This is a genomic window from Psychrobacter sp. (assembly GCF_036731945.1).
Taxonomy (GTDB): Bacteria; Pseudomonadota; Gammaproteobacteria; order Pseudomonadales; family Moraxellaceae; genus Psychrobacter.
Genome location: NZ_DAINDI010000019.1, coordinates 32,378 through 46,173, shown reverse-complemented (window position 1 = coordinate 46,173; position 13,796 = coordinate 32,378). Strand labels below are relative to the sequence as shown.

Here is a 13,796-nt window from a genome sequence, read left to right as displayed (position 1 = left end):
AAGTAGAGTTCAATAATATACGTTGTGTCTTACAACTACTTTTGCAAGAGGTCTAATGTTTTTAAATACGGTTAAATCGCTTCAAAACTTACCACTTCACCCGAGAATAACCTCAGACTACTCATGGGCATAATACCGCGCAGCGCATTACAAAAGAATAGCTGGCTTAAATGGGGTAAATCCTTATCTTGTAATGACCGGATAATGACGGGATTTTCACTAGTCGATAATGTATCGATAATCACTTGCCGCATCACGCCAGCAACGCCCGATTGCGCCATCGACGGCGTATACCATTGACCAGCGCTCAGATAGTTGCTGCTGCTGTTATTTTGAGAGTGTGGACGATTGGACGATTTTGCGACTGGCGCTTCTACTAATTGATAAAACACATTACTCATCGTGCCCTCAACCCACTGCCCGCTCATATCGCGTAGCAGACCTTCGGCGATGCTTGGCTTGATAGTGTCTGTCCATGTCTTAGCTTTGATAGCTTGCAGCTCGCCACTTGCCAGCACATTATCCAGACGATTTAAGCTTTTTAGTCCAGCAAGCATTGGCGGCAAACAAGCAATTTGAGAGGACAAGCAAATGGCGCTCGCGGCAGGTTGTAGCGGGATAAATTGATTATTAGCGAGTGGCAGCGATTGTGCGGTAGTAATGGCCATTGGTGAGGATTTAAGCCAAATCTCACACGCACTGCCGCCACCAGTATTTGGTGTATAACCATAACCACGGACTTCTTGCTCGGCGCGCGTGATGATAAGTTTTAGCATACCTTGCTGTAATTGCTTAGCATGCATTTTTAATATTGTTAATAATGAATCGCTGTTCAGCTGAAGTTGCAAAGCTGCCGCATGCGAAACAAGGCGCTGCTGATGATAGTCCAACCACAGTATCTGCCCATCGATGACGCCCATAGTGGTAAAAAAACCATCACTGTAGGCCAGCCCACGATTATCCAATGATAATTTAGCCTCTGTAGCATCTGACAGATGTATACATATCCAGCTATTGGGCGACATTCAGGCCAGCCCCGCTTATTTATCAGCGGTTTGAGCAGCGGATTTATTAATCACCAGCATACAGCTATAAAACTCGCATTTTGCCAGCTCTACTTTTTGACCACCGATGGTTTTATTTTTGGCGATTTGACCGCCGAGCATATCAGCGACCAGCTTGCCGCCTTCATCGCCCATTAATTGACGCGCCAGCTGATAAGCTTTTTTGGCATGGTTTTGACTGATTTCTTTTTCTTTATCAGAGTCGGTTGGATTGGCAAAATACCAGCCAAGCTCGAGGTATTTTTCAGAATCAATCAGGTCCAAATATGGCGCATCATCCTGCATAAAGCGATATTTGGACGCCGGATTACTGGCATAGTCCAAGCTATTTTCGTCGGTGCTGACCACTTTACCAAAGGCTGATTGTATCTTTTTAAGCTCATCGATACTTAAGGAGGTTACTTTGGCAGTGCCCCACGAGGCGATATCGTATTTTACTGGCGTCCCTTGCGCAGCTGTTGCGCCATCAAGATCAGCGTTGGCATTGGGGTTTTCTGCCTTGGAGGTCTCAGCGGTGGTCAGCTCGCTATTATCAGCGCCTGCTTCTTTGGTGGCAGTATCGCTTTCTGTATTGCTATTACAGGCGCTCAAAGACACGCCAACTGCCATTATCGTACTGACCATCAAGGTCTGTAGGCTTTTATTCCACATGGGCAATGTACTCACACTTTTAAAGGGATCCAAAAACGGTATTAACGAGCGGGGTTTGCTGCCGCTGATAACGAAAAATGTCTGTTAAACTTTTATAGTTATATAATTTATTGGTTATAAGTTTTGGTAGCAGTCAGATTGTTAAATATTGCCTTTTAATCATTATAAAACATAAGGCCGACTGAAATCTTCATGCTCCCTAGTTTACCCAACTGCTTAACACTTGACTAGCTTTTACCTTACACTTACCGCTCCGGCAGAGTACAGATTTGTTAAAGACCTCACGAGATAAAGGCGTGATCTGTCTGGCCAAATATTCGCTCCGTTTTTAGCTTTTTTATTGTCTTAGCATGATTGGCTTAGCATAGATTTGTGAAAGTTAACGTTATCCCCTATGATAAGTAGGATTTGATAAGTGGCATTGCATAAGATAATTAAACCGCCACTTTTTTATTGATAACTTCTCACCTGTTAATTTTGCCTATATTTCACCCTTTATAAGCAGCGAACCCTTTATGACCCAGCATTTTATCGTTATAGGCAATCCGATTGCCCACAGCAAATCCCCTGAAATCCATACGCAGTTTGCAGCGCAGGTGGGCTTAGAGATTAGCTATCAACGCCAGTATTGCCCTGATGATGCAGCCAGTTTTACTGCGGTGATTGAGGCATTTTTTCAGGGCGGCGGCGTTGGTGCCAATGTGACTGTGCCCTTTAAGCAAGTGGCTTATGAGTGCTGCGCGGCGCGTGGTGGCCTGTCTGAGCACGCCAAGGTTGCAGGCGCTGTAAATACTTTGTTGATCAATAAAACGTTGTTAAAAAATGGCACGCCGATAGCTGAGGCGATGTATGGTGATAATACCGACGGCCAAGGGTTGGTCAATCATATAACAAGTTTAGATTGGCCGCTAAAGGGCGCGCGCGTGGCGATTATCGGCGCAGGCGGCGCGGCGCGCGGGGTGATATTGCCATTGATTGAAGTGGGTATCAGCGAGCTTACCCTTGCCAATCGTACATTAAATAAAGCGACAAATTTAGTTACTGAGCTAAGCGCTGCAAGTGAGACGATTGCAAGGCAGCAGATTAAAACCTGTAGCACTGAAACGCTAAGCGGTGAGTTTGATATCATCATCAATGCCACCTCGATTGGGTTATCGGGCGATACGCTGCCGCTTAGCGACCAACTACACGGCCATTATGCTTACGATATGATGTATGGACGCGCGCTGCCATTTTTGCAGCATTTTGCCAAGCGCGGCGCACAAACGTCAGACGGTTATGGCATGCTTATCGGGCAGGCAGCGTTAAGTTTTGAGCGTTGGACGGGACATAAGGTCGATGTTGCGCAAGTCATCGACAGTTTATAAGTACATTGAATGAACGCATTAAAAAAGCCGTATGAATAGAAATCATACGGCTTTTTATTTGCTAATAAAGTTAACCAAAACGCGCCAGCAGCCAATTCTCCATCCGACGCAGCGGCACGCGTAAATTGGTCGAATGCATCACCACTCCGCCGCTTAGCCCCACCACACAACCAATCATGGTATCAAACAAACGCGCTAAAATGACTTCTTGATAAGCTTGTTCAGTAAACGGCAACCCACTACCGTATTCGGCAATAAATATCGTCAGCGGGGTGATAAATATCACTGCCATGCCATAATGGCGGTCGACCAAGGTTTCGATACACAGCATTAAGCCTAATATCGCCAGCGCCACGCCCCATATCGGCAAACCCCACGCCAGCATCCATCCCGCCAGCCCAACGCCAACCATGGTGCCAAGCAAACGATGGATTTGCTTAATCCACATGGTACGCAAATGAATACCTTGGATAATCAAAAAACAGCTGACCGCTGCCCAATAGGGATTTGATAAATTTAAGCTCAGCGCGATGACTAAAGATAGACTGACAAAACCGGCGACAATCACACTCTCCGTAATGGTATCGGGCTCATAGTTATAGGTCGGCGTCGGTGTCGCTGGGCGCGTCGCCAATAAAAACAACGAATATAGCAGCGCCATCACCAAAGCAAAACCACTACCGAGCATCACCAACCCTGTGGCTGGCATGACGTCTTCTAAAGGCAGCGGGATAAATAGCGCAATCGCCCCCGCCATCATCACAAACAAACCTGCGGGCGGCGGCTGACGATAGTAGCGCCCAAAAATTACAATACCAAACGCCATCAAGGTAAATATCGGCAATTTTAATGGCGGAATTTGCTGCGCTATCAGGCCCAGCGCAAAACACAGCGACATGGCAAACCCCCACGCCATCACCGTCACCAAACGAAACGGCAGCTTACCTGCTAACGGTGTATTTAAAATAACCATCGCCCCTAGTGACGCTTTAATACCAGACGGCAGAGCATCAAAGTAGGCACCGACAAACACCGGAAAACTAATGGTAATTGCAGCGATAATCGGCATGTGCCACGGTCGTTTGCTACGGTTGACGGTTAATAAATGGTTAAGCTCACCATCGATAAGTTTTTTTAACCGCGCAACTACTGCCATTAGCCAAAATACGGACGTCGTTTTGTGCTCTATTTGGTATGCTAAATTGCGCTTTGGTGCGCTCATAAATTGTGTTCCTTTATTCTGTTTGGGCACGTAACTCATACACTTAGCGGTTGTTTTGCGTCTATCCCGCTGTCTATACTGAAACTGACGCTGCAACCTGTACTAAAACTATGGTTGTTTATAAAACTGGCCTTATTGATGCCTATTTATAAATAAATAACCTATTTTTATTTATAACTTAAATTTTTACATTTTTTAATATATTATGAATATTAGTTATCGGTTATATATTTGTGGCTATAGAAGATTTATACTGACCTCAATGCTACGACAGCTGTTTTTATCAAGGTTGCCTTAACGGTTATCAAAATGGACAAGCTGTACTTAATAAACCTAGATGACAACCTGTGATATTGTCTGCCTTTATCTCAAATAATTAAACTCCCGTTTACATGAACCATGGCTCAATTAACGAGCCGACAGTCTATGCTAACGAACTATCCTAGCCAAATAATCAAAGAGAGCGACTATGTTAACTTACAAAGCACCTTTGCGTGATATCAAGTTTTTGATAAATGATGTTTTTGACTATCAAACGCATTATAAAAGCCTAGACAATGGCGAAAACGCTGATCCTGAAACGGTCGATATGATTTTGCAGGGCATGGCTGATTTTGCTGAAAATGTCCTTGCGCCTATTTATCAACCAGCTGATGAAGAAGGCTGTCATTTTGAAAATGGTGTGGTCACTACGCCTAAAGGTTTTAAAGAAGCTTATGACCAATTCGTCGAAGGCGGTTGGCAAGGTATTTCGTACCCTGAAGAGTACGGCGGTATGAATTTACCCATGTCAATTAACCTTATCAAAGCTGAGATGATTGGTACGGCGAACTGGCCTTGGGCGATGTATCCTGGCCTATCAACTGGTTGTATCAATACCTTACTACAGTACGGTACCGACGAGCAAAAAGCGATCTATTTACCTAAATTGGTCGAAGGTACGTGGTCGGGCACCATGTGTTTGACTGAGCCGCAGTGTGGTACTGATTTGGGTCAGGTTAAATCAAAAGCCATCCCGCAAGATGATGGTACTTATAAAATCAGTGGTACCAAGATTTTTATCTCAAGTGGCGAGCATGACTTAACCGATAATATCGTCCATATCGTTTTAGCCCGTCTACCAAATGCGCCAGAAGGCACACGCGGTATCTCACTATTTATCGTACCAAAATTCTTGCCAAATGCTGAAGGTGAATCGGGTGAGCGTAACGGCGTGGTTTGTGGCTCTATCGAGCACAAAATGGGCATCAGCTCATCGTCAACATGTGTTTTAAACTTTGATGACGCAGTTGGTTACCTTATCGGTGAGCCAAATAAAGGCTTAAAAGCGATGTTCACCTTTATGAACACTGCCCGTATCGGTACCGGTATCCAAGGTTTGGCGCACACTGAATTGTCTTTCCAAAATGCCCTACCATACGCGAAAGACCGTCGCTCTATGCGTACTCTATCAGGTACTAAAGACCCTGAAAAAGTGGCCGATGCGATTATCCATCATGCCGACGTACGCCGTATGCTATTGACCCAAAAAGCCTTTGCTGAAGGCGGTCGCTCGATGATTTATCACTCAGCGCGCTATGCCGACAAAATGTCTCAAGGCGTTGCCAATGGTGATGACGCCGAGTTTGAAAAATGGGATGACAAATTGGGCTTTTATACGCCTATCCTAAAAGGCTTTTTAACGGAGCTTGGTATTGAAGCGGCCAAACACGGTCAGCAAATCTACGGTGGTCACGGCTATATCAAAGAATGGGGCATGGAGCTTATCGCTCGTGATGCCCGTATTGCGACGATGTACGAAGGTACCACTGGCGTACAGGCGCTTGACTTACTCGGTCGTAAAGTTATCTTGCAATCTAAAGGTAAAATCATCCGTGATTACACCTCAAGCATCATGAAATGGTGCGGCGAGTATGCGCTTGATAAAGACATGCGTAAATTCGTTTGGGCGCTTACCAAACTATGTGCTGAGTGGAACACCTTGACCGTACGCCTGATGCTGATGGCGCGTAAAGACCGTGAAATCATCTCTGCGGCATCAGATGACTTCTTGATGTACTCAGGCTATGTGATGATGGGTTATCACTGGGCGCGTATGGCGGCGGTCGCTTATGACAAGCTTGAAAACGGCGGCACTGAGTCACCAGAATTCTACAAAGCTAAGATTCAAACCGCAGAGTTTTACTTTGATAAAATCTTACCGCGTACCTCAGGCCATGCTGAAAGTATGGTTGCTCCAAGCGAGAGCATGACGGCAATGAAAATCGATAACTTTGCTTTCCTAGACTAGGATTAAGATTACTTCACAATCAAGCAAATAATTAACAAGAAAAGCGCCTATTCATTAGGCGCTTTTTTATGTTTAATGAAAAGTCAGAGAAGATACTAGAACCATAGTTATCAAGTAATAGACATGCAAATAATAGACAGCTGATAAAATATAATTTAATAAGGAAGTAATGATGTTGTCGAATAATAATAAAACCACTTTAACGAGCGCACGAGCATTAAAAATACTGCTGCTAAGTGCCTCATTAATTAGCGTTGGTGCCAGTAGCGCGCTGGCTAAAACCAGCGATACCCCCATTCATTTTGCCAAAGGCGCTATTAGTAGCGTGGTTACGGGTAAATTAAAACCTAACGAAGAGGAGCGCTGGTATCGTTTTAATGCAAGCGCTGCGCAATACGCCGTTATTAATATTGCGCCACTTACTGGCACGCCTGAGACCGCTAATGTCGGCGTCCTGCATATGCCAAATGGTAAGTATGATGGCACCAAAGGCGGGATTATTTACCAAGGCTGCCTACCCGAAACTGGCGAATATCGCTTACGTATCGCCCGCAATTTGATGGCGACTCATGGTAAAACCGCGGGTTATAAAGCTGAGGTGATGGTACTGCCTAAGTTTGCCAGTAAATCGTTATGCGAAAATAACTAGGGCGTGTCATTTTTATAAATCACTCTTATAAACAATTGAGCCTAGCGTTTAGCTCAGCATTTTTTTATGATAAATCGCGCTGATTTCCTCTACTTCGACACAGATTTGAATATCGGCGCGTCCTGATTGCTGTGCATGCAAACGCTCTTCTATAGCAGCCGTCAATAATTCAGCGAGCTGATGGCGTATGACTTCGTCACGGCCGCTCATAATTTTTAGATGGGCATAAACAAAGCCGTTGCGCTGCTCGTCATCTTCCATGCCAACCAAAAACGTCTCAATCGGTACAATACGGGCTTTTATATCAGCAGGTTTACCAAAGTGGCCACTGTCCCATAGCACTTGATTTAATGCTTTTATAAATGATTCTTCATGAGTAATCGTGACGTTTGGCGTCACTTGAATGGTTAAATTCGGCATGGGTAACATCCTTATTTAAAAATAGCGAATCTGCTAATAAGCAGCGCAAACACTATTGAGAGCAAATGACAAAGGCGCAGAATAAACGGCGTGTAAAATTTTCCTTAAATACTAATCATCGATGATATCGGCAAAGCGTGCGTCAAGCGTGGTCGCTAATTGCTCAGGTGGCAACTCAATCTCTAGACCTCGGCGACCGCCACTCACATAGATAGTTGCTTGCTGTTGCGCGGCGGCATGGATAAGCGTCGGTAGGCGCTTTTTTTGTCCCAATGGGCTGACGCCGCCAAGCACATAACCTGTCGACCGTTCGACCAATTTAGGCTCAGCCATTTGTACTTTTTTACAGACCAGCATTTTATTGCTCGATAAAGCCTTCGCCACTTTTTTAAAATTTAGGGTTTGATCGACCGGCAAAATCGCTACGGCCAGCGCGCCTGCGTCGGTTGTCACCACCAGGGTTTTAAACACACGCTCGGCAGTAATGCCCAGTTTTTCTACCGCTTCTAGCCCGAAAGAGGCGGCGGTGCTGTCGTGAGTATATTCATGCAATGAATAATCAAGGCTTTGCTGTTTGGCAAGTTTGATAGCAGGGGTCATAATATTTTGGCTTAGAATAATGAAGTTAAAAGATAAAATTCCAGATAGATTTGAATGTAAATATTTTGCTTTAGTCCCTTACAGTATTGCGCGAAATCGCAGATTTTTCTACCTCTGGCTTTAAATAATTTCGCCTTTTAACGGATGGCTGGTCAAATATTCTCTGGCATTTAAACCAGCATTCTATGCCGTTATGAGATTAATATTGGCAGTATATACAGACACCATATATCGCTTTGATGGCTTTTATGGCATCATAAGCTCACCACATTTGACTAATTTTGATACTGATTATGATACCGAAGTTCTTAAAAAAACGGATTTTTAAAGCGCCCGTCGCACCTGACCATACAACCTCGACCCCAGAATTCGAGGCGGAGATGTTGCCGGTTGCCTCAACCCTTTATGCCAATGCGCCGATTAACCAGCTCTATCGCAAACTATCGGGTCAGCTGCTTGATGTGGCTGTGAAGCCAAAGCTTTTGGGCGAGTTGCCAGAATTTGACGATGACGACAATATCCTTAGATTTTATGTGCTGCAAGATTATTCGCGCTCCAACAGTATTTTGATTGACCTACAAACACAAGAGCACAATCTGCCACCCGCCTTGGTCGGTGTGCAGGATATTACTCATGATGTTAAAGAAAATGCCGCCATTATCTTTTTACATCATCCACATGCTAAAGACAGCCAGTTATCACCTCGCCTATCACGTCTGGTTGCCGCGGTCTTACAACATCCAGAATTACAAGTGCGCTTGGTACCAGTATCCATCCTATGGGGACGCGCGCCAGAGAAAGAAGACTCGTTGTTTAAACTATTGACCGCCGATAACTGGGAAGATCCTAGCATCACCAAGCAGTTATTTAATATCGGCGTGATGGGGCGTGATACCTTTGTTCAGTTCCATCCGCCACAAGATTTACGCAGCCTTATTCATGACAGCTTAAAAGGCGATGGCGAAGGATTTTCTGTCTTTGATTCAGTAGCGACCGAGTCCACTAACAAAGCCGCGCAAAACGCCGCGCAAGCTGATAACGCTGATACGGCAAATGGTGCTAATAAAGTAAATGATGCTAATAAGGTAAATGATATAGCGCCTAGCTTTGCTATGGTTGCATCAGCCGATGGCAATCGCGAGCTGGTGCGCTCATTACAACAGCAGCTCAATATTTATTTGGATAAACAGCGCGCCAGCATGCTCGGCCCCGACTTGTCAGACAGACGTAATTTGGTCGATAAATTGGTTTATTCGCCCGCTATCAAGCATGCAATAGAAGCAGAGGCTGCGGCGTCAGGCACCAGTGTGCGGGAAGCAAGAATTTTAGCCAAGGGCTATGCCAATGAGATGGTCAATGATTACTCACACTCTATCGTGCGCGGCTTTTATAAGTTCCTGACGTGGTTATGGACGCAGCTTTATGATGGCGTAGAAGTGCATCACTTTGAGCGGGTACGTGAATTGGCCACTGATTACGAGCTTATTTATGTGCCTTGTCATCGCAGCCACGTCGACTACTTGCTACTGTCCTACGTCATTTACATGCGCGGATTAAGCATCCCTTATGTTGCCGCAGGTGATAACTTGGATGTACCGGTATTGGGACCGTTATTGCGCGGCGCGGTTGCTTTTTATATTCGTCGTAGCTTCCGTGGCAACGCGCTATATACTGCGGTACTGCGTGAATATATGCACACGCTGATTACCCGTAATACCCCAATTGAATACTTTATCGAAGGCGGCCGCTCGCGTTCAGGGCGACTGCTGCCACCAAAGTTGGGTATGCTAGCGATGACGGTACATAGCCAACTACGCCGAACCAATAAACCTGTGGTGTTTATACCGACTTATATCGGTTACGAGCGTATCATGGAGGGTGGCACTTATGTGGGCGAGCTAAAAGGCAAGCCAAAAGAGTCAGAATCGCTAATCGGTCTCCTCAAAGTTGGGCGTAAGATTGAGCGTATCTTTGGTAATGTACATTTAAGCTTTGGCACGCCGCTGCATCTTAGCGACTTTATGCAAAAATTCGATGTGCCGGCCAACAGCTTACCTGCCGATCGCACCGACACGCCACTCGATGATAAAACCAGCGCCATGGTGGATAATATCGGCGTCAAAGTCATGCAGCATATCAATAAGGCAGCGGTCATCACTCCAGTGTCGCTATTGTCATTGGTATTATTATCGGCACCAAAGGCGGCGCTTGATGAAGATATTTGCCGTGAGCAAATCGCCCTTTATCAAGGTCTGGCTCAGCACTTGCCTTACTCTGATGATACGATTATCACCGATATGACGCCGCAGCAAATCATCGATTATGGTATTAAGCTAAAACTTATCGAACGCATACCGCATATCTTGGGTGATATTATCCAAGTTGCTGGCAAACAGGCGGCGCTACTAAGCTATTTCCGTAATAATATCCTGCATGTCTTTATTTTATTGTCTTTCTTATCAGCTCTGGTCGCGCGCAACGGACGCATTGAGCGCAGCCGTCTCAATAGTATCGCCGAGCAGTTATATCCATTCTTACAAAGCGAGCTGTTCCTCTATTATTCAGCGCACGGTCTTCAAGAGACGCTGAATAAAAAAGTCGATAGTCTGCTTGCAAGTGGCCTGATTGTAGAACTAAGCGATGGTATGTTGAGCGTCCCTGAGACCAATAGCAAATGCTATCAGCAGCTACAAGTGCTTGCGACACCAGTTGAACAAAGCCTTGAACGTTACTTTATGACCCTTGCGCTACTCGCTCAGCAAGGCTCAGGTAATCTAACCGAAAACGAAGTTGTTGACCTCTGTCATTTGCTTGGTCAGCGTTTGTCAGTACTGTACGCTGATGACATTCCTGACTTCTTTGACCGTGCACTCTTCACCAGCTTTATCGGTGCTTTGATTCGTCTTGATTATCTGCAAAAAGATGAAGAAACTGGCATATTAATTTTCGATCAGCGTATCGATAATATCGCCCATCATGCAAAATATGTCCTCAGCCCTGATATGATGCAAATCTTGCAGCAAGTGGCAAGCCTCAACGAAGAAGAGATTGCCCACGCCATTACTGAGATTAGTAATAAAAAGCAGCGTAAGTTTGGCCGTAAGCGTTCATAAAGCAACGTAAAAGCTGAACATAAAAAAGACCTCTAACGGATTAGAGGTCTTTTTTTATATCTAAAATTATTGTCCAAAAATACTTATGAAAAACAAAGTTTTTAGCAAAGATTCTAGGTAGAAATCTTTTTATACTTCATGCGTTTAGGACTAGCGTCATCACCCATGGTCTTTTTACGATAAGTTTCAAACTCAGAATAGTTACCATCGAACCAAATTGGACCTTCCTCTTCAAACGCCAAAATATGGGTCGCGATACGGTCAAGGAACCAGCGATCATGCGACACTACCATTACCGTACCGGGGAATACTTGAATGGCATCCTCTAGCGCACGTAAGGTTTCGATATCCAAATCGTTTGATGGTTCATCAAGGAGCAAGACGTTAGCGCCCTGTTTTAGCGTTTTTGCTAATTGTAAGCGGTTACGCTCACCACCTGATAATTGACCGACGTGCTTTTGTTGGTCTGAGCCTTTAAAGTTAAAACGGCCAATATAAGCGCGGCTTGGGGTTTCATAGTCGCCTACTTTGATGATATCGAGGCCGTCAGAGACTTCTTCCCAAACAGTCTTTTTGTCATCTAAGTTATCACGTACCTGTCCGACGTAAGCGACTTTGACACTTTCACCCAAATCGACCGAACCGGTATCTGGCGTATCACGTTCGGTAATCATGTTAAATAGCGTGGTTTTACCCGCACCGTTTGGACCGATAATACCGACGATAGCGCCCGCTGGGACGTTAAAGCTGAGGTTTTCATACAGCAGACGATCGCCAAACGATTTAGAGATATCGTTGACTTCGACGACTTTATTACCCAAGCGAGGACCCGGTGGAATATAAATCTCAGAGGTCTCATTACGCTGCTGGAACTCTTTTGAGTTCAATTCCTCAAAACGCTGCACGCGTGATTTAGACTTAGCTTGCTGACCTTTTTGGTTTTTACGAATCCACTCAAGCTCTTTTTTCAGCGCTTTCGCAAACGATTCTTCTTGTTTATTTTGCTGCTCTAAACGGGTGTTCTTTTGCTCGAGCCATTCAGTGTAGTTGCCTTCGTACGGATAGCCATGGCCACGATCAAGCTCCAAAATCCACTGAGCGACATTATCCAAGAAATAACGGTCATGGGTAATGGCGACGATGGTACCGCTATAGTTCTGGAGGAACTGCTCAAGCCAAGCAACTGATTCGGCGTCCAAATGGTTGGTCGGTTCGTCTAGTAACAGCATATCAGGGCGTGATAACAGCAGACGACATAGTGCCACACGGCGTTTTTCACCACCTGATAGTTTGCTAACGTCAGCATCCCATGGCGGTAGACGCAAAGCATCAGCTGCTTTTTCTAGTTGGGTATTTAAGTTATGCGCATCCCACGCTTGGATGATGTCTTCCATCTTGCCCTGTTCTTCAGCAAGCTTATCAAAGTCAGCATCAGGCTCAGCATATTCTGCATAAATGGCGTCAAGACGTGACAGCGCATCTAATGCTTCGCGCATACCATCTTCGACGTTGCCGCGGACATCTTTACTGTCATCAAGCTGTGGTTCCTGCGGTAGATAACCAACCTTCGTACCTGCTTGCGCGCGCGCTTCGCCGCTAAAGTCTTTATCCACGCCCGCCATGATGCGTAGCAAAGTTGATTTACCTGAACCATTGATACCTAAAACACCGATTTTGGCGCCAGGGAAAAACGACAGGTTGATGTTTTTTAAAATCTCGCGCTTAGGTGGAACAAGTTTTGACACGTTGTTCATCGTGTAGATATATTGAGCCATTAACACTCCGATAGACTGCATAGACGAGACGTGCAAACCAGACTTAGCAATCATGCCAAATGGACTGCGCCTCAAAAATCAGGGTTATAAATTGTTTACCATTATCGCATTGTGGCGCAACCCCTGCAAGCTAACGGACTGTTTTACCTGTCTTTATATGCCTTTTAACTTTTTTTGCAGACTTTTTATGGCGAGTTGCCTATTTTATCCGCCTTCTCTGCCAAAACCTTTATACAAAATCCTCCCTTACAAACTCTTGTCGCAATGTTTGAGCTAAAGCAAGGCTATTAACATTCGTCCTATCTAGCCTTACGGTAAATGACTAGAAAATTCGTTTAAAAAAGCTCACAATAAGTGAAATGAAAGGTTAAAACTAAGCAGATCATGCATATGATAGCTATTTAATAACTAATGCTTAAATAATCAATATTCAAGAATAGCCAGTTTATCAACCGCTAGGAATAATTATAAATATCGATAATGGAGAATTTCTATGAGTAATAACGACAAACAGAATTTAGACATCGTTCACAATGAGCAAGCCAAACGTTTTGAAACGTCAATCAACGGTCATACTGGCTATATCAGCTATCAAGAGCGCGGCGATCAACTCGTATACGACCATACCATCGTGCCACAAGAATT

At 44.8% G+C, this 13,796-nt stretch carries 11 protein-coding genes; 5 read left to right on the top strand and 6 right to left on the bottom strand.

Translation table 11 applies throughout. The features are described 5' to 3' along the window. Positions 1–71: 71 nt before the first annotated feature. Positions 72–1,025 carry an aminotransferase class IV gene (locus V7D75_RS05705; protein WP_333613771.1) on the bottom strand — a complete coding sequence of 318 codons (954 nt, stop codon included), beginning with the start codon at positions 1,023–1,025 and terminating at the stop codon, positions 72–74. Between the two features lie 15 nt (positions 1,026–1,040). Beyond that, positions 1,041–1,715, bottom strand: coding sequence for a hypothetical protein (locus V7D75_RS05700; protein ID WP_442968921.1), 675 nt, complete (start codon positions 1,713–1,715; stop codon positions 1,041–1,043). A 515-nt stretch (positions 1,716–2,230) separates the two neighbouring features. Here V7D75_RS05700 and aroE point away from each other — a divergent pair. Continuing rightward, the gene (gene aroE / locus V7D75_RS05695; RefSeq protein ID WP_333613769.1) at positions 2,231–3,082 is read left to right on the top strand and encodes a shikimate dehydrogenase; all 852 of its coding nucleotides are present in this window, start codon (positions 2,231–2,233) and stop codon (positions 3,080–3,082) included. 70 nt (positions 3,083–3,152) lie between these two features. Here the strand turns inward: aroE and V7D75_RS05690 are convergent, their stop codons facing one another. Then, positions 3,153–4,304, bottom strand: coding sequence for an FUSC family protein (locus V7D75_RS05690; protein ID WP_333613768.1), 1,152 nt, complete (start codon positions 4,302–4,304; stop codon positions 3,153–3,155). A 469-nt stretch (positions 4,305–4,773) separates the two neighbouring features. Between V7D75_RS05690 and V7D75_RS05685 the strand changes: the two genes are divergently transcribed. Further along, the gene (locus tag V7D75_RS05685; RefSeq protein WP_333613767.1) at positions 4,774–6,594 is read left to right on the top strand and encodes an acyl-CoA dehydrogenase C-terminal domain-containing protein; all 1,821 of its coding nucleotides are present in this window, start codon (positions 4,774–4,776) and stop codon (positions 6,592–6,594) included. Between the two features lie 169 nt (positions 6,595–6,763). Continuing rightward, on the top strand, positions 6,764–7,243 hold the full coding sequence (locus V7D75_RS05680; RefSeq protein WP_333613766.1) for a hypothetical protein: 480 nt from the start codon (positions 6,764–6,766) through the stop codon (positions 7,241–7,243). 48 nt (positions 7,244–7,291) lie between these two features. On the opposite strand, the gene V7D75_RS05675 is transcribed toward V7D75_RS05680, so the two are convergent. Together V7D75_RS05675 and ybaK are read right to left on the bottom strand one after the other, a co-directional pair. Next, the gene (locus tag V7D75_RS05675; RefSeq protein WP_333613765.1) at positions 7,292–7,663 is read right to left on the bottom strand and encodes a 5-carboxymethyl-2-hydroxymuconate Delta-isomerase; all 372 of its coding nucleotides are present in this window, start codon (positions 7,661–7,663) and stop codon (positions 7,292–7,294) included. Between the two features lie 111 nt (positions 7,664–7,774). Continuing rightward, a complete protein-coding gene (ybaK, locus tag V7D75_RS05670; RefSeq protein WP_333613764.1) occupies positions 7,775–8,263 on the bottom strand; it encodes a Cys-tRNA(Pro) deacylase in 489 nt (162 codons plus the stop codon). Positions 8,264–8,556: 293 nt separating this feature from the next. Here ybaK and plsB point away from each other — a divergent pair, with 293 nt between their 5' ends. Then, positions 8,557–11,376 carry a glycerol-3-phosphate 1-O-acyltransferase PlsB gene (plsB, locus tag V7D75_RS05665; protein ID WP_333613763.1) on the top strand — a complete coding sequence of 940 codons (2,820 nt, stop codon included), beginning with the start codon at positions 8,557–8,559 and terminating at the stop codon, positions 11,374–11,376. A 113-nt stretch (positions 11,377–11,489) separates the two neighbouring features. On the opposite strand, the gene ettA is transcribed toward plsB, so the two are convergent. Then, positions 11,490–13,151 carry an energy-dependent translational throttle protein EttA gene (gene ettA / locus V7D75_RS05660; RefSeq protein ID WP_333613762.1) on the bottom strand — a complete coding sequence of 554 codons (1,662 nt, stop codon included), beginning with the start codon at positions 13,149–13,151 and terminating at the stop codon, positions 11,490–11,492. A 493-nt stretch (positions 13,152–13,644) separates the two neighbouring features. On the opposite strand from ettA, the gene V7D75_RS05655 reads away from it, so the two are divergent. Further along, a partial coding sequence (locus tag V7D75_RS05655; RefSeq protein ID WP_442968920.1) for a GNAT family N-acetyltransferase occupies positions 13,645–13,796 on the top strand: 152 nt, incomplete at its 3' end.